The following is a 21,130-nucleotide window of genomic DNA, read 5'->3' as shown; positions in this document are numbered from 1 at the left end:
GGTTATACAGTATTCAAAGATTGGACATGTATGGTCTAGACAAAATCCTTAGTAGAGTTTGGGTTGCCAACGCCCCTTCTCTATAATCATTGTTCTTTAAACCAGTTTCAACAAAATCGACTCCAACTAATCTTGCTGTATCGCTTATGCTATTGACAAGCTCTGATATTTGAAAGGGATTTAATCCGAATGGTTCTGGTGTTCCAGTGCAAGGTAAATAACATATATCGTACACATCGATATCAAATGAAATGTAAATGTCTCGTTTGTAGGTGTTTGTTTTTAACCACTGTACGACCTTCTCCAGAGAACTGTTGCAATCCCATGCGTCAAAAGTAATAACGCCACTGTCAATTGCGAATTTATTCTCTTCCCTATCTCCTTGCCTTATGCCGATTTGGACCAAATCGTTCCCTCTAAGATAACCTTCCCTAATCAGATGATAAAATGGAGTTGTATGACACATCGACATACCTTGGTAAATCGATTTCATGTCACGATGAGCATCAAAATGGATTAATAGTGGATGTGTTTCAGATAGTTCCTTATAAATAGTATATGTAATTGTATGTTCACCACCTAGGATAACAGGTATTTTGTTTGAATCCACTATGATTCTTAACACTGAAGACAACTTGCCGTCAAACTCTACCCAAAATTTACTAATTTCCTTAATATCGCTAATCTTACCGTCCTTAAGTTTCCCAAAATTGACATCACCAATATCATAAATCAATGCCTTCTCATAAATCTCAACGTCCTCCTCAAAAACAAGTGTTTCGATTTGTTTTGCGGAAGTGGTTCGAATTGCTTCAGGGCCAAAAGATGCTGTTTTTCCAAATGTAGTTGTTATATCTATTGGGATTCCTACTATACATATTTTCGAAGCATCAAATGTAATAGGGATAGGAATATCACAAAATGTGTGCCCTGCGACTGTTTTCTCTGGAGGAATAAAGAAGTTTTCTAAATAAGAGATTTTATTCATGTTTATTCAAATAATATGTTATAAGAATTATTTTGAAACATATTCAAGTCCAAAACAACTCATCAAGATTGGATTGTCTAGGCTTTCCAATTATAGATTTAAAATTCAAATTTAGTGATGATAAGATTTGATCGAAGGTAGATTCCATTGTATCAAGGTATTTCTCAGTATCTATATCCATTTTGTTAGCTAATTCAACGGGTTTTACTCCTTCAATAGTCCTTGTTTTAACATAGGAAATAATATCGCCAGCTTTGAGTTGTCGTCCTAATTCAACAAGTTGTTTTGCGGCCTTTATATGCTGAGGGATCCCCTTTATGCTTTCTATATTCTTATCTTTACCATCTAAAGAAATGGCGCGATGATTTCTATTTTCTTGAAATTTGATCCCGTATTTTTCTGGAGACTTATTTATCATTACATTAAAACTTAAATCAGATAAAGGAATACTTTTCTTCTCTAGGTCTTCTGCAAGAGAATGAACTATTTTTTTTATTCTAGTTTTAGCATTGGTAAAGTCCTTCTCCGTAAAGATATCTTTTAACACATTCAGTATCTCATAAAATGCGTTTCTAATAAACGGTGGGGTATGAGATTTTTTTCCAGTTAACCCCTTGACATCGACAGTCCCGTCTTCAAGTACACCCAAATAATTTTTCTTTAGATCACTAAATACAACATACCGATAACGCTTGTCTATTTCCAAATCAACTCCCAGTTCAGATTTGGCCCAATTAGAAATCGTATTCAGGCTATCAGTATTAGGATTTTTCAAAAATAACGAGTCGGTATCTCCATATATTACCTTGATATGATTCTCATTGCATTTGTTTATCGTTCTGGTCGTAGTAGTTCTCCCAATGGCGGCAGTAGCTTCTGCGACAGGCAGGCAATAGAGTGGAAATATCTCTGCTCCCATGACTCCATATGTGGCATTTAAAATTACTTTAATTGCTTGGCTCACAACACCATAAAGTTGTTTATCATCTTTACCAAGACTGGCATCTTTGGATAGATGTTTATAGTAATTTACCCGTAAATCACGCAAAGTACCAATTAGAATTGAAGTCATCCCCCTTTTCTTCCTACATATCCAATGGGTTGTTCCCTCGATATGATTAAGCGGGTCATCTTTGCACGTGTTGTGAGGACAATTTACTGTTTCATAAGACAAATTGTGTACCTTAATAATGCTAGGATACAAACTTGCAAAATCCACCACAACTACGTTAAAGTGAATTCCAAGTTCGGGTTCAACGACTAATCCACCTCGATATTTTTTCTCTTTAATTATTGCAGTGGTTGATGAAGATCCTTTTTGAAGTAACTCATCTCTTCTTGGTATAAGTATGTTCTGTTGTCGATGTTCAAAAAACATTAATGACCGAATCCATTGATTCACCCCAAATCTTGTAATATCTTCAATAGACATTCTAGAGATTCTAGAAATAATTATTATTAGTTTCATGAGCAAATTATCGTTAAAGGCGCTCAATCTGAAAGTTAGTTCAGCATCTTTAAGACAATATTCTGCAAGTTTTTCTAAGGAAAGATCGCTAATACTTCCCTCAAATTCGATTTTTGTATCCTCTAACAGTGCCTCACATATGGCTCTCAAAGTGAATTCTGAATATTTATGACTAAAGGCGTAGTTTTGCACGGATTTATTCTGAAATGTCCTAAAAAGATCAATATGAATTCCTGACTTGATCGTGACTGGATCTGCTTGTATTCCTCTTTTCATAAATGATTCTCTTTTTACCAGAATGGGCACCTGTTCTTTATCAATTGGCTTCCTATCTGCAGGATCAATCGCAGGGTCTTGAGACCTTGCATATAAATAAGGCATATCAAAATCATCGCCATTGTATGTTAACACAACCGGATATTTACTTAATACATCAAAAGCTAACAAAAGCATCTCTTTTTCAGAGTTACAAAGTACTATGTCGGGGTCTAATGTTTTTGGATCTATATTTTCCTCCCTTTTTAGAACATAAACTTTTTTGAACCCATCAGATGCAGACAAGCCGATTGCCGTTATTAGGCGATCATGGTCTCGTGCAGTTGGCATTCTTCCCTCCTCAGAATCAACTTCTATGTCTATGGCAATTCTCTTAATATCAGGTATGGGTTGATTCAGTAAACGTGACCATTTCAGCAAAAACTTGTCATACTCATTGCTACTGAAATTGTTCTGGAATTTGTTAGAGGTAAACAAGCTCTCTAAATATTGATCTACCTTTTTTGGCATTGGGAATTCGTGAAATATCAAGTCATTGCCGATTCTTTTATAAAAAGCCCCCGGAATTAATCCTAAATCATAGAGATAGCTTTCATGATACTTTATATCTGCTTCCCAAGAAGTAACTCTCTCCCTAAAACTATTATCTGTACCCCCGATTGAGAGAGGGTCGGGTGCCAAAATTTTGAGTACCTCTATTTCTTCATCTACAATATCATCTACTTTTTTCACTACTTGAATTCGAAATTTGGATGATTCTTGATTTACAACACTCTTTGCTTCAACTTCAAATTTTTTTTTAACAAAACAGTAAGGTTGATGCTTCTTTGAACTAGTATTGCCTATAAAATACTCGCTCCAAAAATAAATTTGTGAGTCAGCAGGATTATAAAACTTTAAGAAAACAGATTTTTTTTCCCCTACATAGAAGGATGAAAGAAGCAAGGACGGTATATCTTCGGGTAGTTTCTTTGAAAAATATTCATCTTTCTTATCTGATGCCAAATTTGCTTGCTGCACTATTGTTTATTTTATTCTGCCTTTTAAAAATTAATTTGTTGGATATCAATTTAGCATATTAAATTTGACATGATAACATTTTGAAGACTTTGGAATTCCATATGATGATTGGGATAAAATAGTTTCGAGTAATAAGATATTCTCAGATATCTAAAGAGGTTAAATCATACTTCCCAAGGAATCCAGCTTTTTTATCCCGATTCCTTAGTCATATTCTAAATTTCAATTATAATGAAACTAGTTTAATTTGGTAGATATTTTTTTTGAGTTTTACCAAATGAAGACATGATTAACTCTACATGGTGGTTCTTGTACACAATCATGGCTGCTATATTTAGCTCGTGTATAGATGTCAAGGTACTGATTTTGATGCAGTAAGTGTGATTGGGATTGAATTGTACATGGAAAAATCTTTTTGATAAATCTTGCAACCCTAAAGTTAATATTATCATTTAACTAAACACTTATGAACGCATCCAAGACAAAAGGCGGCGTCGGTAATGAAGTTGGCAAGTGCCACAATGTGATTTACAGACCTCCAGGTGCGCTCTTTACAGTAATCATAGAATCATGAGTATTTCGGTATGAAGTCGATCCTATAAGGATCGAGCATTAAAATACATCTAAATAGATTCATCATAACGTATTGGAGATTCGATCAAAAAAATCAGTGCTGACCTGATGGATTGAATCTGACATGGGAATGATCAGATAGATGATATCGAAGTATAGATCACTATAATGCTATTATAATTGCATTAAAGATGATCCTATAGAACAAATCTAGCTAATGTGTGATTTTATTATTTGTAAAAAAAAAACAACATACAAATCTAGTTTTTCGATCGTACTCTTTCTCTTTATTGTTAATCTGAAATAGAATAACAATAAAGAAAGAAACTCAATAAACGTCCTTTCAATTTTTCGATCTATTCTTTCCTGAGATGGGGAAGAAGATAACAGAAGAGGAGAAATGGACGATATTTATATATAAAATAAACAAACAACCCCTAAAAAAAGTTAGTTTGTTTATGTGAGAATCAACCGACGATTTATAATAAAGTAAATAATAATTCTACAGCCATTATTTACTTTATTTGACTCCGGTTGATCCTGCCGGACCCGACTGCTATCAGAGTGGGACTAAGCCATGCGAGTCAACATAGCAATATGTGGCATACGGCTCAGTAACACGTAGTCAACATGCCCAGGGGACGTGGATAACCTCGGGAAACTGAGGATAAACCGCGATAGGTCATCACTTCTGGAATGGGTAATGACTTAAATCTATATGGCCCCTGGATTGGACTGCGGCCGATCAGGCTGTTGGTGAGGTAATGGCCCACCAAACCTGTAACCGGTACGGGCTCTGAGAGGAGGAGCCCGGAGATGGGCACTGAGACAAGGGCCCAGGCCCTATGGGGCGCAGCAGGCGCGAAACCTCTGCAATAGGCGAAAGCTTGACAGGGTTACTCTGAGTGATTTCCGTTAAGGAGATCTTTTGGCACCTCTAAAAATGGTGCAGAATAAGGGGTGGGCAAGTCTGGTGTCAGCCGCCGCGGTAATACCAGCACCCCGAGTGGTCGGGACGTTTATTGGGCCTAAAGCATCCGTAGCCGGTTCTACAAGTCTTCCGTTAAATCCACCTGCTTAACAGATGGGCTGCGGAAGATACTATAGAGCTAGGAGGCGGGAGAGGCAAGCGGTACTCGATGGGTAGGGGTAAAATCCGTTGATCCATTGAAGACCACCAGTGGCGAAGGCGGCTTGCCAGAACGCGCTCGACGGTGAGGGATGAAAGCTGGGGGAGCAAACCGGATTAGATACCCGGGTAGTCCCAGCTGTAAACGATGCAGACTCGGTGATGAGTTGGCTTATTGCTAACTCAGTGCCGCAGGGAAGCCGTTAAGTTTGCCGCCTGGGGAGTACGGTCGCAAGACTGAAACTTAAAGGAATTGGCGGGGGAGCACCACAAGGGGTGAAGCCTGCGGTTCAATTGGAGTCAACGCCGGAAATCTTACCGGGGGCGACAGCAGAGTGAAGGTCAAGCTGAAGACTTTACCAGACAAGCTGAGAGGAGGTGCATGGCCGTCGCCAGCTCGTGCCGTGAGGTGTCCTGTTAAGTCAGGTAACGAGCGAGATCCCTGCCTCTAGTTGCTACCATTATTCTCAGGAGTAGTGGAGTTAATTAGAGGGACCGCCGTCGCTGAGACGGAGGAAGGTGGGGGCTACGGCAGGTCAGTATGCCCCGAAACCCTCGGGCCACACGCGGGCTGCAATGGTAAGGACAATGAGTTTCGATTCCGAAAGGAGGAGGCAATCTCTAAACCTTACCACAGTTATGATTGAGGGCTGAAACTCGCCCTCATGAATATGGAATCCCTAGTAACCGCGTGTCACTATCGCGCGGTGAATACGTCCCTGCTCCTTGCACACACCGCCCGTCGCTTCATCGAAGTTGGTTCTTGGCGAGGTGGTGCCTAATTGGTACTATCGAACCTGGGGTCAGCAACGAGGGAGAAGTCGTAACAAGGTGGCCGTAGGGGAACCTGCGGCCGGATCACCTCCTTAGATATTATATTGTAGTAGTGGTAGTGGGTTAGAAAGGGCCTTGTGCTCTTTCTAATCTGCGAGACTTTACAATAATTATACTAATAAAATAAAATCCCTAAATCTATCTACCAACCAACCAACCAATCAATCCTACTATACACACTTATCTGTCCTGTCCTGTCCTGTCCTGTCCTGTCCATTACGAATGGACGATTATAAGATAGTATAGCAGTAGAGTAGGGTGGTAGATAAAGAAGGGAGTGCAATCAAATCAAAACTGATCAATCAATTCCTTCATTTTTCATACGGTTTGAAAAACTGATTAGTATGTTGTATTTTTATACAAAAAATATTCATATTTGTTAGAGTTCTATTGGCGTAATCTGTGTAAATATTATAATGGGTTCTAAACAAAATCATAAATCATCTATCTGATCATTCCAATTAAAATCAGCATAGTATCGGATGCAATTCTTTGTCTCGTAAATGAGGAGTAGAAGATAAAGAATGAAGTTGATGTAGTAAATGTGAGTTTACAATGATCATCATGTAAAGGAAAACTCCGTCAAATTATCAATTACATATAATCGAAGAAGTAACAACGATAACTATTCGCGTAATAATGGAATAGTGAATTGTAGTAAAATATTATGTGTAACTGGTTGTAGTGCAAACAGATTTAATATATAAACATACATACGAAATACCAATACCAACCAAATTGAATTAGACTTTTCTACCACAAGTGGAACTAACTAACTAACTAACTAACTAGATAACTAATAACAAACAAAAGATCCAAAGGACAAAGAAAGAAACTCCAAATAAAAAAGTAATTAATTAATTAATTAATTTATTAATTAATTTATAACTACTGGACTGGTGCAAAGACGCCGATTGGTGGATGACTCGGCTTGATAAGCGATGAAGGACGTGGCAAGCTGCGATAAGCCTGGGTTAGGTGCATGCGACCGACGACCCCGGGATTTCCGAATGAGGTCTCTCTATACACTCCCATGCTTTAGCTGAGGGAGAGCAAACCGTCCGAAGTGAAGCATCTGAGTAGGACGAGGAAGAGAAATCAATTGAGATTCCGTTAGTAGCGGCGAGCGAAAGCGGAATAGCCCAAACTGAATCTGTTATGGTAACATGATAGAGATGTGGTGTTACGGGTATGACGTATAGGATCCTGTAATCGAAGCCAAAGTGTACTGGAAAATACCGGAATAGAGGGTGATACCCCCGTAGGCGAATGAGAGCAGGATTCTGTCATATTCAGAGTAACTGGCCTTGGCAGTGGCCAGTGAAGATGGGTGAAAGTAGCATCCAAGGCTAAATATTCATCAAGACCGATAGAATACTAGTACCCGTGAGGGAAAGTTGAAAAGTACCCCGGAAGGGGGGTTAAAAGCGCCTGAAACCAATCGGTTACAGACGTGTATGGCTCGAAAGGATTTCTAGAGTCATACGTTCCGTCTAGAAACACGGGCCAGGGAGATTGCTGTCATGGCAAGCTTAACCTTTAACAGAGGGAAGGCGAAGGGAAACCGAATTTGCGCATTTTTTCATTTGAAAAAAGAGGCAATGGATCTGAAAGGGTCTTGAGTCATGGCAGTAAGGCTAGAAACCGGACGATCTAGTCCTGGATAAGACGAAGGTGAGCGAAAGCTCGCTGGAGGTCTGCAAGGGTCCTGACGTGCAAATCGGTCCCCTGATCTGGGATTAGGGGTCAAAAACCAATCTAGTCCGGTGATCGCTAGTTCCCACCGAAGTGGATCGCAGTCCTGCCTTAGCTGAGATTGCTTGTACTGTAGAGCACCGATCGGGCGGTAAGGGCTCGAAAGAGCTCGCCATCCATTCGAACTCCGAATGTGCAAGCGTCGTAGAAGCTAGGAGGCGGGTTTATGTGGGGTAAGCCTCATAACCGAGAGGGGGACAACCCAGACTAAAGTTAAGGTCCCCAAATGTCTACTAAGTGTCAAACCAAAGGGTGTTTTCGAGCAAAGACAGCAGGAAGGTAGGCTCAGAAGCAGCCATCCTTCAAAGAGTGCGTAACAGCTCACCTGCCGAGCTCGAAAGCCCCGAAAATGTACGGGGCTCAAGTAGACTACCGATACTTTAGACCACCGACGATGTCGGTGCGTGGTAGGTGGGCGTAGTGTTTGGGTAGAAGCTGGGCTGTAAAGTCCAGTGGACCGAACTACTAGTGCAGATCCTGGTGGTAGTAACAGCATAGCCGAGTGAGAATCTCGGCGACCGCATGGGCAAGGGTTTCCCGGCAATGCGTCATCAGCCGGGAGTTAGCCGGTCCTAAAAACAACCTCAACAGAATTGTTTGAATGGGAAACTGGTTAATATTCCAGTGCCTTGAAAGTTCGTTATTCACCTCTTCTGTCGCTTCCGGATAGGGTAAGCAGAACCGTCGTTCTGTCTAAGTATTCTAGCTTTGAGGAGTGCCGTAATGGCGAGAATTAAAGCGAGATACCAATGGCCTTCTGCAAGGAGGGTTTACTTGATTCCAGGAGACAATGAAAGCAGAAATAGGAAGATACTTTCAAGACCGTACCGAGATCCGACACTGGTGCCCTGGATGAGAAGTCTAAGGTCTATCGGGTATACCGTATGGCAAGGGAACTCGGCAAAATCAGCTCCGTACCTATGGTATAAGGAGTGCCTGCAGTTTTTACGAGGAGTAGGGACTGCAGGTCGCAGTGACTAGGGGGTCCCGACTGTTTAATAAAAACACAGGTGGTCGCTAGTCCGAAAGGATGTGTATGGCCTCTGTATCCTGGCCAGTGGCGGTACCTAAAACCTGGGTTCAACTGGGCTAAGGGCCGCTAAACGCCGGGAGTAACTCTGACTCTCTTAAGGTAGCCAAATGCCTTGTCGGGTAAGTTCCGACGTGCATGAATGGAACAACGAGGGCCCCGCTGTCCCTGCCTACAACCCGGTGAAGCCACATAACGGGGACGAACAGTCCCCGAACCTCTGTCGGGGAGAGAAGACCCTGTGGAGCTTTACTGCAGCCTGTTGTTGCGATATGGTGTCAAATGCAGAGAGTAGCTGGGAGCCGTTATGGTCAGTTCTCCGGGACTGATCTAGGCAAAAGTGTAACACCAGCCATTTGTTACCGTATCGCTAACCTGTTTAACAGGGACATCGGCAGGTGGGCAGTTCGGCTGGGGCGGCACCCCCTTGAAAATGTATCGAGGGGGCCCAAAGATTGGCTCAGGCGGGACAGAACTCCGCCGGTGAGGGCAAAGCCAAAAGCCAGTCTGACTGGATTCCCAATGATACGGGATTCAGAGGCGAAAGCCGGGCTTAGCGATCCATCATGTCCTCACTATTGGGGGCTGGTGGTGACAGAAAAGTTACCCTAGGGATAACAGGCTCGTCGCGGGCGAGAGCTCCCATCGACCCCGCGGTTTGGTACCTCGATGTCGGCTCTTCCCATCCTGGTTCTGCAGCAGGAGCCAAGGGTGGGGCTGCTCGCCCATTAAAGGGGAACGTGAGCTGGGTTTAGACCGTCGTGAGACAGGTCGGTCTCTGCCTGACAGGGGCGTGGTTGTCTGAGGGGAAGTTGCCCCTAGTACGAGAGGAACAGGGCAGCGCAGCCTCTGGTTTATCAGTTGTCCGACAGGGCAAGCTGAGCAGCTAAGCTGTTTAGGATAACTCCTGAAAGCATCTAAGGAGGAAGCCTTTCCCGAGAAAAGACAACCTTCCGTAAGGAGGAGGGCGGCCATAGAAGATGGCGTTGATGGAATGGAGGTGTAATTATCAAGCCTTCGGGCGAGATATTCAGCCTGCCATCACCAATAGCCCAACGCACCTGATTTGTAATTAAAAAATTACAACCGACAAGTAACTATAAAAAACAAATACAAAAACAAGCAAGCAAGCAAAAGTATGTATGTAAAATACATTATCTTTCTTAATTGCACTCACTCACAATACACAAAAAATATGAACTACATTTCTATTTCATGCGTAAAGAATAGTTATCAGTTAGAATTTCTAAAATTATACAGAAAATAATTTGATGGAGTCTCATCCTGTATTCTCCTTATAAAAATTAATGGTTTTTTTAAAAATTATATATATAAAACATATCAATTATAAAACAATATTCAACAATTGAGCCTGGTATTTAATCAACACAAAAAGAGTAATCAAAGTATGGATTTTATTGAGATACTAGGTTACAAAATAAGATTTATTAAGTTTGATCATCCAGAATCAAAGAAAACCATCGTCTTGCTGCACGGGTTAGGTGCATCTGCAGAAAGATGGGCTGATTTATGGCCTTTATTAAAAAAATACAACGTAGTAGTTCCTGATCTCGTAGGATTCGGATATAGTGAAAAACCCCTCATAGAATATACGATTGAATTTTTTATTAAATTCTTAGAGGTTTTCTTTGAGAAAATGCAGATTCAAAAGCCAGTAATAATTGGCTCCTCATTTGGAGGTCAGTTGGCATTGGAATTCAGTTTAACTCATAGGGATTTCTTTGAGAAAATCATTTTAGTTTCTCCTGCCGGAACATTAGAAAAACCAACATATGTTTTGAGTCAGTATATTTTCTCTGGCTTATATCCAACATCTGAAAATGTTCATAGGGCGTTTGAAATGATGGCCAATAGCCGAGAATATGTCGTCGATGTTGGAACAGTTAAGGACTATATGAATAGAATGAAACTCCCTAATGCCAAGTATTCGCTCATTTCTACTCTACTTGCAATGCGCAAAGATCAAACTTTACGAAAAAGATTGGTGGAAATAGTTGTACCCACGTTGGTTATCTGGGGAAGAAATGACACGACCATACCAGTAGAAAATATAGAATATTTTAAGCAAATGCCAAATGTCAAGACATTGATAATGGAAGACTGCGGTCATACTCCGTATGTTGAAAAGCCAGTTGAATTTTATGAAATTATTGAAAAATTTATAGACTCTTGATTTAATTTTATAAAACCTTTACAACATTAAAATATTGATGAGATATTTAATTTTCTATGAGTAATGAAAATGAAAATGGCGATAAGAATACTGACTTAAAAAAGACAATCGAAAAGACCGCAGAATTTCAGCAAGACATGGTAAGACAATTTTCAAATTTTCAATATAATGCTTTCCAAAATATGTTCTCCTCGCTTCAAGGTTTTACTAATTATAATGCGATGTTTAAAACAAATGTCCAAAGTGGTGGTAGGATATCAATCCCAGAGGCAGAGCGACAGGCACTAGGAATTGAAGAGGGTGATCTCGTGCAAGTTATTATCATACCTTTGGCTCGCAAACCAAAGACTTCGCAAAAAAACTAGAATAGATTCAATGAATCTTTATCCAATTGCCCAACTTGGGCAACACCACGTTTTGAGAATACCCACTAGCAATCAATCCTACGTGGCCTGTCGAAAACCTCATCAAATTCTTATCCGTACTTGATACAAGATTATTCAAAGAAACACTACATTCCGGAGATACTAGATGGTCTTGGTCCGCTACTACATTTAATAAAGGGACTTTGATGTTTGCTAGATTTATCCGATTTTCACCCACAACCAATTTGTTTTTTGAAAAAAGGTTCTTCTGATAAATATCTTTAATCCACTGCCTAAATGTTTCTCCTGCTATTGGAGGTGTATCATACAACCACTTTTCAACTCTCAAGAAATTTTGAACAAAACTTTCATCTTTAAGATTATCAAACAGATTCAAGTACTTGTTTACTCCCTGTTTGAATGGTTTTAAAGATCCATATAGACTATATAATAACTCATAAGGGAAATTTTCATAATGTGACAAAACCTTGTCAATATCCATATTCTGAGCCATATTTTTTATGACCGTCTTATCCTTCTCGGTATCTACTACTGGAGCCACAGTTATCAAATTCTTCACATTTTTCTGATACAATGACGTATAAATTAACGACATTGTAGCACCCATACAATAGCCCTGAAGTGAAACCTTGTCTATGTTCTCAATGCTTTTTACAATCTCCACGCAATCATAAATAAAAAGATTGACGTAATCATCAATAGTTGTAAATTTATCAAATTTGCCAGGTGACTTCCAGTCAACAAGGTATACGTTTATGCCTTGATCTAGAATATTTTTTATCCAACTTTTGTTTGGTTGCAAATCTAAGATGTATGACTTGTTGATTAGAGCATAAACTATAATCAAAGGATATTTGTAAACACGTTCTTTAGTTGACTTATAATGCAACAATCGAAAAAGACCGGTCTCCTTGATGACCTCGTATTCGGTTTGTCCTGTTTTAATTTTTTCTATATTTGATAATAATCTTTTCATCTCTGTTAATTTTCTAAAATTATCAGGTTCATTTACAAAATTCGCATATTCACTTAAATAGTGATCCAAAATAGTTTTATTCATTTTTTCTCTCTTTCATCTTGTTCTTGATTTCTAAAGTAATCTTCTTTATTTCGTATAGCTCCTTGAACAATAAATCTCTTTCTTCTTTGCTCAGCGATTGTCTTTTCAACATAGGAAGCGAGGCATCATAAAGTTTTTGATAACTCTCGTTTAAATCAATATATATATTAATTAGATTGTTATAATTGATTGAAAAATCTGTCGACTCAAACATACTAGAGAATACATCTTCGAATGAATTAATAATTAGCATGCGAGTTTCATGGGCATTTTTACCATCTATTCCTGCAGAAACTTTGTCCAAGGCCAGAAGGTACGAATTAATCATTTGGGTCAAGTATTTATTGAGATATCTTTGATAGTTAATCAAAACATTTCCATATTCCCTCATGTTATTCATATTAATCTGAGGATCATTTATCATGGAAATAAATGGACCAACTGTCGAAATCTTATTCAATTCTGTCAACTGTTTGAAGAAATTTTCAAAAAGATCTACGAATTTTTCATTAACGAAGGGTAGTTTAGCTGTATCATTATTCTCATTATTTTGGACTTTTTCGTTATCTTTCAATGATTCCACTCACCCCATTTTTGTTAACATCTTTTCCGTAATTATTAAGAGTTGCTTTGCAGTTGATATCAATTTGTATGTCTATTGCGGATATTAACTTTATTATAAGCACTTTAGAAAGATAGAAAATGCACTATTGAAAGGCAGATTAAAACATCTGAAGTTTATTTAGAGGTATCTTCATATCATAAGTATATTATTGAGAGGGTATCTAAATTGTGGTGAATCATTAATTTTAATGGCGATTAATCAATCTGATTTCCTATGTGTGTTTCAAGACAGCAATTGCGGGTTATTAATTTCTCTTGTTGTCTCGTGTGTCGATAAAACATCAATACCGTGGGAACTTCAATCAATGAGATTGCGACGATTTAAGATACATCTCGGGTTTTATAGCAATATTTGATTACTTAGAGAAAGGCTTGCGCTATAGAAAAACTGTTTTCGACCTCCTGTCCCCTTTCTCATAAATTATACAATCATTTTTAAAACTATATTTGGTTCTTAATGCCCACCTTTCATTGCTAAAAAATCATATAGCACTAGTATTTCTATGACACGGCGATGAACCAATGTTATATAAGCAGATACGCATATACAGATATAATTGGGTAATTATGACAGTACTTGTAACCCGTTGTGTCGCTTTTATATCAATAGAACAAAATTAACTGGTAAGCACTATACTTGGAATATATTCATAAACCACTTAAAGGTAAGGTTCTGTGCAGCCCATTGTCCTATGGTTTGGATATTTTGATCTATTGGTGCCTAATATACATATTTCATCGTCCTTGTCTGACTAAAAAATCTGATATCATGATAACATACACATACTTACCTCTTTTTGTCTGTGTCATTAATTTCAAAATCCGGCATTGTATATCGGTGCTCTCCGGTTTTGGTATTGCACATATCAGACCTAATTACTTTCTTTCATGTCTAACATCAAAATTATCTAGAAGAAATTCTATCTGTAATTGCATAGTATTCAAATTGGGTCGACTATTGCACCTTCATCTAGAATAGCCCTGGAATCATCTTCTCGATAACTACGTTAGATGTTCTTGATGGATTGAAATCTAAACCTAAAAACTCTTGTATCTCCTTTTTGACTAGACCTGTTGTCTGACACACCGTAAACACCGTAAACACCGTAAACACCGTAAACACACCGTTGATCTTACGATTATAAATCAAATATAACAATTAGGGTTGCAAATATTCGGGGACTATTGAACATTTAACTTGCTAGGTTGGTGAATATGTATTACGATTTATCTTTTAGCTGCCCAGTCCATTTCCATTTTTTTAGAGTACAGAGTCAGCCATAAGCTACATTATGAATGAGGCAGGTGATAATCATCATTATGATCCAAAATGATAACCAAAATATTTTTTGTCCAAATTAACATCATAAGTCTAGATGAAAGGACAACAAATTCCTTTCATGATTGGCAAAGACTTTAACAGATCGGATGAATCTGTTTCTAAGTCATCATTGCTTAGAAGTAGATACGTCAAATTAATGGAGTCGATTTAGAGCCCAACAATTTTATAGGGAAGTACCAATCACAGTTTTTTAAGGGTCCGTAGCTCAGCATGGATAGAGCGCCTGCCTTCTATCTGATTCTCTAATTATGAAGAAAGCCGGAAGTCGAGGGATCGAAGCCCTTCGGGCCCGTTAATCACACGGGTTCAAATATTTCATTGATACAAATTGGATTATTGAATTTAAAAGAAATTATGAGATGGATGGATTTATTGTCTAATAATCAACGAGTAGACGATATAGATAGTCAAAGTACGTTGAGCTTATTTACGTCATTAATTACATCATTTAGATTATTCCAAGAGGGCGGGTTCGGAATAGATTCTACCGTTAATTATTTTTCTTCAGAATTTCTCGATTATTCATCAGGTACAACAGGATTAAAGATACTGGGTTTCGAATCTTATAGTCAATCACAATACCTATTTAATTCTCAAAAACTTGCTGAATTTATCGAATTCTATAGAAATTATCCCGAAACCTTGGAACTAATAGAACAAAGACAAAATCTCGACGATCCTTTTACTAATATTAGAACTTCTTTTCGCAGATTCAATTACAGTTATCAAAGAATTGATGCAGATGATACTATCATAGATCTTGCAATTGCTATGGAAGCATTCTTTTCAAAGAAAAAAGATCCCAAGGATTCGGTAACGCATAGGTTGAGTTTGAGGAGTTCAAGATTGTTAACCCAAGACCAACAGAATCGTAAATCGATGCATAAACGAGTTCAGGAATTTTATGCTATACGTAGTTCGATAGTACATGGAGATGTTGCACCAGAATCGTTCAATTTAATAGAAAATAACAAAATGGTTCGGTCATGTATCACTAAATATTTAGATTTGGTTAAAAATCAGACGGGAATTGAATATTCACATGACAGCATTATCAATGAAATTGAGTTCAATGCTAACGATAAAATACTAATTTAGCTAATTAAAGTTAATAACCTACAGAAATACTAGATAGGAAAAATATCAGCTGGGTTATTTGTTATTCCTATTCTGAATCTAAAAATAATTAGATGGTTCAAAGTTTAGTAAATAAAAAAGTTTCATACAATATGACTTGTTTGATAAAAAAAGATCCGGTTGGAATTTATGATGCCAAAAAACTGAATCCGACATAGATATAAGCATTAAGATTATAAAGGTAATTTAGAGCTTGGTAGAAAGTCCAGAAATCTTTCACCTGATTGTTGAATACCTTATCATAATTATAGAGGTAATAGTTGGAATATTTGTAGTTGCGATTGTAATAATAGGGTTATTTTATTTGATCAAGTTGTTACTCTCTAAAATACGGAAAGAGCAGCGACAGGTATATGTCCGCCAATTAGTCACTAGAATGTTGAGAGGCCTTCTTATTGCACTAGATTTCTTGATCGCCGCTGATTTACTTAAGTCTTTGTTGGATCCAACTCTAGAGGAAACCGCAGTTTTCGCATTGATTGTGGTTTTAAGAATATTACTAAGCTGGTCTCTCTCAAAAGAAATCGAAATGAGTGCCAAGGAAAAATCCAGTACGAGTGAAAAGTAGTCCATGTATATGAATATTCTCACTTTCAGTAAGAGTCAAGAGTGACAAAAAAATGATGGCAACATTGCGGTGAATCGATGATTGAATGCGTGAGTATGTTTATTAATCTTGGTTTTCTGATTATTAGATCAATGACGAGTCCAACTGAGTAGGGAGGCTCAAATACAACTGATATTACATTTCACTTTCCTTTTTAATTTCGAAATAAATTAAGATTAAAATAATCAAAATGAATGCTTGATTTCTATGTAGGAAGATTAATTGATTTGGTGATCATTATGACGAAAGTGAGGTATAATTGCCGCAAGATTTTTTCTCCTTTTCTGATTTCTTCGAAATAATCCGTTTACTGCGGCCATCCGCTCTTTTAGACCTTGTTGCTCCACATTGTAATCCTTCGATACATGAACAGGAACATGGTAGCATTAGAAATCGATCTGCAGCCATAATGAAGATTTTGGACATATCTTCCCTAAGCGTCGTCTCCTAGTCATCAAACATATCAAGCAAAGCCTGATTGGAATGAAGACCTATAACGATGTTTTCATTAAATCTTCGAAGCTTTTCATCTAAGGCCTTTGCAGTCAGATTGGTCAAAACACACGAGAGGAATGCCATGCAAGTTTGAAAGTGTTATAGAGTTTTTAGGACGAGCTCTTAGTTAGTAACAATTCAGACTCATCTCAGGTGTCCACCCCGTCCAGGTTAGGTTGTACAATAAATCAGAAGAGACCGTGTCTCTTTTTATCATAAAATCCTTTATCTTTTACGAGTTTGCTATTATAACAATGTCTAGTATTGAGAAGCAAACGGGTGTTCCAGATAGGGAGAGAGCCTTAGTACTTCAAGGGGGAGGGTCTCTTGGTGCTTATGAAGCTGGAGCGTACAAGGCAATGTATGAATTCTTCTCTAAAAGGGATACAGATGAAGGTAAAAAGGGATGGCCTATATTTAATATCGTTGCAGGAACTTCAATTGGTGCTATCAACTCTGCTGTTCTCGTAAGTTATGTCGTAGAAAATCAGACTTATGAGGGATCAGCAGAGAGACTTATCGATTTCTGGAATTACCTTTCTAAGGAATCATTAGTTGGATCTAATCCATTTTTTAAACCTTGGTGGGATTATTGGCATGCAATTAATGGAAAGATTGCGTCTGGAGAAGCTGCAAGAAGATACTATTCAGCCCAAGAATTTGCGATATACGGAATACCAAATGTCTTTTATCCTCATTTGCCTGCATACGACAGCAGGTTTTTTGATTCTAATAATACATGGTACCGCTATAATAATGAACCTTTACGAAGAAGTTTGGAGCGATTTGTAAAATTTCCAATTGCTACCAATCAAGAAGAAGATCAGCCAAGGCTCATACTAGTAGCAGTTGACGTTGCTGATGGTATACCAGTCACATTTGACAGCTATCCAACAGAAGATGGTTCGCGAAAAACAGAGTATGGAAGATTAATAAATCAGAACGGCAAGGAATTCGGATTTGAACATGTTGTTCACTATGATAAGGGTATTACATCAGATCATGTTATGGCAAGTGGATCCTTTCCAGTCAATTTTGATTTTACTAAAATAGAAGTTGATTCTCTTAGCGGGCCGACAAATAACAGCGATGGGATCGGCTACAGAAAAGAGATGCGACATTTTTGGGACGGCGGACTTATGACCAATACTCCATTAGTGCAACTAGTTCTCCTACACAGGCTCTATTGGTGGAAAGTAAGAGGATTAAGGAACAAGATACCAGCACTAGGGATATGTATTATCAATCTACATCCCACGAAACAGGCAGAGATTCCTACTGATCGGGACGGGGTTATTAACAGGAATACTGACATAACCTTCTCTGATCGGACGAAGACAGAAGAACTTGCGATGTTAGCAATTTCAGATTATATTACCTTGATAAGTAAATTAATAAAAGCGGCAAAGGAGAATGGACTAAAAGACGAAATTATTAACGATATCTTGAACCAGAATACGCGATCCCACGGTATGTTCTTTAAGATTCGCAAATATTCAGACTTACTTGAAGGACGACCAGAAATAGATGATATATTACGCATAGACCGCAAGAATGATGAATATACTATTTCAAATAAAACTTTTGATTTCTCTGCTGGAACAATTAAACTATTACTTGAGAGAGGATATGATGATGCTAAAGACGAAATCAATCAGTATGCGAGAAATCAGATTGAGAAATAGTCGAGTTATTGGTGTATGTATGACCGAACATAAAAATGCAGGCGTTAATTTAGCTAACCTAGATTATTCTAATATTCTTGATAATACATGACCATTGGAAACCCCGGAGGCATTTTATTCTGTTTTACATAAACCAGAAATAATGGTATTTTTGAATCTGTTTTTTTATTTCTGATCGATTACAATTTCTCTGCGAAACTTGGATACCAATAGATGCTTACTCTCGTCAAAATTATCGATTATATGATCGTTCATGAATTAATCTATTTGAAATCAAAGGTCATTCGTTCTATTTCTGTAATTAACTTGAGCAATTTGTACTTAAATATTAGGAGAAAATAAAATAGTTTGAAACAACTATAATTAATATGTTATCTTGACTTTACTTAATAAAACAATGTATTCCCAATAGTAAGAAATGCAAATTATTTATAGAATTGTTCTATAGTTATTTTTCATTATAAAATAAGAAGGAGCTGCATACACTCATGGTCAAGATTATCTATTCATCTATCTATTTTCTAATATCATAAATTATCTGCATGAAATATATAGAATTAACAGATCCCATATCCTTGATGGATTAGAAGCCCTTCGGGCCCGTTAACCATATGGGTTCCAACAATTCTTGGTTGTATAGGAGATTAGGTAAGAGAATGGGGTATATTATTGCCCGCTAAATTATCAACAACCATTCAAAATATAGAAATCAAAGTAACAAATCAGATCAACAGACAAGTAATTAGAGATTTTTACGAATATTGCAGAACGCAATACCTCGGAAAATTATCTAAATGGTTTACTAAAGGTTTTGATAAGATATGCAGAACATATAGGAGAAAACACACCGTTTTATCAGATTCAAGAGAAAGAGCAAATATTAGGTTTCTTGGATTCAAAAAGAAAAACAGACAAACAAATTGAAGAACAAATAGCTGAGAATCCAGTACATCCATGGATAAGAGTAATGAAAGAAAGGTCAAGATATAAATTCAGATCTAAGGACGATTTATTGCTACCAGTTTTAAATATAGGTGTTCCTGATCGTTCTATTGAAATTACGACATTAAATCTTGTGAATAACAAGAATGCTGTTTGGTAGAGTATTGGTATCGATCTATTTGCTGGTAGGAAAATAAATAAAGATGAGAGAAAAAATATGAAAGTAATAGCTCACTTGTTGTTATCAAACTATCTAAAGACAAATTTAACTCCTACCAGTTCTTACAGTTATCCAAAACTATTTTCACTAAATAAAAAGCTAATTATCGAAAGTCTAAGAAATTGATATTTAGTTTTTCGGATCAATCATACTTTACCCCTGATAAGATCTCAAGAAAGATTCAACAAGAAACACTTTACTTGATTATAGTATCTATCTATTGATAATTATTATTTACCCCCTTTATTAATAAAAATGCAAGTCTCAGGCCTCAAATGGAAATGTTAGATTAGTAACAAAATCAGGAGTCAGGGAATTTTTCTTCTTTATTACTTCCTTTATTACAACTTCTAGATATTTTTTAAGCTCTTACCTCTGTAACCTATTCCCTCCTTGATTTCTTTTGTGTCCTTCATATTGTTTATTATTCTACAATATTCTTATCTTTTTTGCAATACTGACAGGTTACATCGTCTCCTATTTCATAGTCCTTGAGAGATGTGAAATTAGAACATTCACTACAATAAATGTAATCTACAACAAAACCATTATTGTTGATTTTTTCTTTCATTTCCTTTGTTACTTTCATGGCCCGATAATATCCTCATAAAATAAGAACAGATGATGAATAATAGTTATTTATTTTGCCTTTTCTAACTTCTCAATTAGGGTATCAAGATAGTCATTATCCATATTCCCCTCTAGACTCTCAACAGGACATGCATCTTTAGAGAATTGTAATAGTGTTTTTAGATTCTTTATGTCATCTTCTGTAAAATCTATTTGAACCATATACACTTAAAGTAATTATCTATTAAAAGACTTTAGAATTACAAGGGTATTAATGTAAAATTAATGGAATATAATGTAGGAATTAGTCATTCTTGTCTATCTCATCTGACAAGTCTTTCATAATATGATATATCTTAATTCTTTCTCTCTCTATTTTATCCACTTCTCGCTGTCTCTCATTTCGTATATTTATTAGGGATTCATGTATATCATTAAGAGAGTTTAACAATTCTCTCAGTCTTTCATTATTCATTGTTGTTTACCTTTGGCCTCTGATATTTTATTAGTAATTACGTCTTTATCAATGATTTCTATTTGTCTGCATCTTTCAAATTCTTTCTTTACATATTCTATAATTTCTAGTCTTGCTTCTTTATGATTTAGAGTTTTTGATATGGGTTTCTTACTTTCATCCTTATATCCTAATTCTCCTTGTGATGATAATTCATCTAATGTTGTTTCTTTATCTTGGACCTGGACTAATTCGTAATGTGGATCATATTTATTCCCGCATCGAGTGCAGATTAGTTGTTCTCTTGATAGGGAACTAATATGATGATAGAACATGAATCA

15 protein-coding genes and 2 rRNA genes are annotated in these 21,130 nt (G+C 37.2%); 9 read left to right on the top strand and 8 right to left on the bottom strand.

Annotation, left to right across the window (positions count from 1 at the left end):
* Positions 1 to 13: 13 nt before the first annotated feature.
* Entirely contained in the window at positions 14 to 988 is a 975-nt protein-coding gene (locus AAGU22_RS06595; protein WP_458721399.1) for an arginase family protein, read from the bottom strand.
* Positions 989 to 1,031: 43 nt separating this feature from the next.
* Positions 1,032 to 3,752, bottom strand: coding sequence for a DNA-directed DNA polymerase I (locus AAGU22_RS06590; protein WP_458721398.1), 2,721 nt, complete (start codon positions 3,750 to 3,752; stop codon positions 1,032 to 1,034).
* Between the two features lie 1,100 nt (positions 3,753 to 4,852).
* Between AAGU22_RS06590 and AAGU22_RS06585 the strand changes: the two genes are divergently transcribed.
* The 4 genes from AAGU22_RS06585 (at position 4,853) to AAGU22_RS06570 (ending at position 11,632) form a co-directional block, all read left to right on the top strand.
* Positions 4,853 to 6,321: ribosomal RNA gene (locus tag AAGU22_RS06585) — 16S ribosomal RNA — on the top strand.
* An 860-nt stretch (positions 6,322 to 7,181) separates the two neighbouring features.
* Positions 7,182 to 10,140: ribosomal RNA gene (locus tag AAGU22_RS06580) — 23S ribosomal RNA — on the top strand.
* Together the 16S and 23S rRNA genes form the textbook arrangement of a ribosomal RNA operon.
* 341 nt (positions 10,141 to 10,481) lie before the next feature.
* Positions 10,482 to 11,267 carry an alpha/beta fold hydrolase gene (locus tag AAGU22_RS06575; RefSeq protein ID WP_458721397.1) on the top strand — a complete coding sequence of 262 codons (786 nt, stop codon included), beginning with the start codon at positions 10,482 to 10,484 and terminating at the stop codon, positions 11,265 to 11,267.
* Between the two features lie 56 nt (positions 11,268 to 11,323).
* Positions 11,324 to 11,632 carry an AbrB/MazE/SpoVT family DNA-binding domain-containing protein gene (locus AAGU22_RS06570; RefSeq protein ID WP_458721396.1) on the top strand — a complete coding sequence of 103 codons (309 nt, stop codon included), beginning with the start codon at positions 11,324 to 11,326 and terminating at the stop codon, positions 11,630 to 11,632.
* Between the two features lie 7 nt (positions 11,633 to 11,639).
* On the opposite strand, the gene phaC is transcribed toward AAGU22_RS06570, so the two are convergent.
* Both phaC and AAGU22_RS06560 read right to left on the bottom strand, forming a co-directional pair.
* A complete protein-coding gene (gene phaC / locus AAGU22_RS06565; protein ID WP_458721395.1) occupies positions 11,640 to 12,713 on the bottom strand; it encodes a class III poly(R)-hydroxyalkanoic acid synthase subunit PhaC in 1,074 nt (357 codons plus the stop codon).
* On the bottom strand, positions 12,706 to 13,287 hold the full coding sequence (locus tag AAGU22_RS06560) for a hypothetical protein (RefSeq protein WP_458721394.1): 582 nt from the start codon (positions 13,285 to 13,287) through the stop codon (positions 12,706 to 12,708). Before AAGU22_RS06560 ends, phaC begins: the two co-directional genes overlap by 8 nt.
* A 1,764-nt stretch (positions 13,288 to 15,051) precedes the next feature.
* Here AAGU22_RS06560 and AAGU22_RS06555 point away from each other — a divergent pair.
* The 5 genes from AAGU22_RS06555 (at position 15,052) to AAGU22_RS06535 (ending at position 19,705) form a co-directional block, all read left to right on the top strand.
* Entirely contained in the window at positions 15,052 to 15,777 is a 726-nt protein-coding gene (locus AAGU22_RS06555; protein WP_458721393.1) for a hypothetical protein, read from the top strand.
* A 232-nt stretch (positions 15,778 to 16,009) separates the two neighbouring features.
* Positions 16,010 to 16,384: a DUF1622 domain-containing protein gene (locus AAGU22_RS06550; protein WP_458721392.1), complete on the top strand. Its 375-nt coding sequence runs from the start codon at positions 16,010 to 16,012 to the stop codon at positions 16,382 to 16,384.
* A gap of 298 nt (positions 16,385 to 16,682) precedes the next feature.
* Positions 16,683 to 16,874, top strand: a complete 192-nt coding sequence (locus tag AAGU22_RS06545; RefSeq protein ID WP_458721391.1) for a hypothetical protein — start codon at positions 16,683 to 16,685, stop codon at positions 16,872 to 16,874.
* 298 nt (positions 16,875 to 17,172) lie between these two features.
* Positions 17,173 to 18,603 carry a patatin-like phospholipase family protein gene (locus AAGU22_RS06540; RefSeq protein ID WP_458721390.1) on the top strand — a complete coding sequence of 477 codons (1,431 nt, stop codon included), beginning with the start codon at positions 17,173 to 17,175 and terminating at the stop codon, positions 18,601 to 18,603.
* Between the two features lie 811 nt (positions 18,604 to 19,414).
* Entirely contained in the window at positions 19,415 to 19,705 is a 291-nt protein-coding gene (locus AAGU22_RS06535; RefSeq protein ID WP_458721389.1) for a hypothetical protein, read from the top strand.
* Between the two features lie 484 nt (positions 19,706 to 20,189).
* On the opposite strand, the gene AAGU22_RS06530 is transcribed toward AAGU22_RS06535, so the two are convergent.
* The 4 genes from AAGU22_RS06530 to AAGU22_RS06515 form a co-directional block, all read right to left on the bottom strand.
* Entirely contained in the window at positions 20,190 to 20,354 is a 165-nt protein-coding gene (locus AAGU22_RS06530) for a hypothetical protein (protein ID WP_458721388.1), read from the bottom strand.
* Between the two features lie 50 nt (positions 20,355 to 20,404).
* Positions 20,405 to 20,557: a hypothetical protein gene (locus tag AAGU22_RS06525; RefSeq protein ID WP_458721387.1), complete on the bottom strand. Its 153-nt coding sequence runs from the start codon at positions 20,555 to 20,557 to the stop codon at positions 20,405 to 20,407.
* Between the two features lie 82 nt (positions 20,558 to 20,639).
* Positions 20,640 to 20,810 carry a hypothetical protein gene (locus tag AAGU22_RS06520; protein ID WP_458721386.1) on the bottom strand — a complete coding sequence of 57 codons (171 nt, stop codon included), beginning with the start codon at positions 20,808 to 20,810 and terminating at the stop codon, positions 20,640 to 20,642.
* Positions 20,807 to 21,124 (bottom strand): hypothetical protein, encoded by a 318-nt coding sequence (locus tag AAGU22_RS06515; RefSeq protein ID WP_458721385.1) that lies wholly within the window; start codon positions 21,122 to 21,124, stop codon positions 20,807 to 20,809. The genes AAGU22_RS06520 and AAGU22_RS06515 overlap by 4 nt, the downstream gene beginning before the upstream one ends.
* Positions 21,125 to 21,130: the final 6 nt, after the last annotated feature.

It is taken from the genome of Candidatus Nitrosocosmicus sp. R (assembly GCF_054408505.1).
Note: the sequence above shows the minus strand (reverse complement) of the source record. Positions and strands in the feature narration are given on the sequence as shown.

Excerpts from the sequence above, each read along its gene's own strand:
- AAGU22_RS06595 (WP_458721399.1), bottom strand. The coding sequence starts at position 988 with ATGAATAAAATCTCTTATTTAGAAAACTTCTTTATTCCTCCAGAGAAA.
- AAGU22_RS06575 (WP_458721397.1), top strand. The coding sequence starts at position 10,482 with ATGGATTTTATTGAGATACTAGGTTACAAAATAAGATTTATTAAGTTT.
- AAGU22_RS06570 (WP_458721396.1), top strand. The coding sequence starts at position 11,324 with ATGAGTAATGAAAATGAAAATGGCGATAAGAATACTGACTTAAAAAAG.
- phaC (WP_458721395.1), bottom strand. The coding sequence starts at position 12,713 with ATGAATAAAACTATTTTGGATCACTATTTAAGTGAATATGCGAATTTT.
- AAGU22_RS06540 (WP_458721390.1), top strand. The coding sequence starts at position 17,173 with ATGTCTAGTATTGAGAAGCAAACGGGTGTTCCAGATAGGGAGAGAGCC.
- AAGU22_RS06530 (WP_458721388.1), bottom strand. The coding sequence starts at position 20,354 with ATGAAAGTAACAAAGGAAATGAAAGAAAAAATCAACAATAATGGTTTT.
- AAGU22_RS06525 (WP_458721387.1), bottom strand. The coding sequence starts at position 20,557 with ATGGTTCAAATAGATTTTACAGAAGATGACATAAAGAATCTAAAAACA.
- AAGU22_RS06520 (WP_458721386.1), bottom strand. The coding sequence starts at position 20,810 with ATGAATAATGAAAGACTGAGAGAATTGTTAAACTCTCTTAATGATATA.
- AAGU22_RS06515 (WP_458721385.1), bottom strand. The coding sequence starts at position 21,124 with ATGTTCTATCATCATATTAGTTCCCTATCAAGAGAACAACTAATCTGC.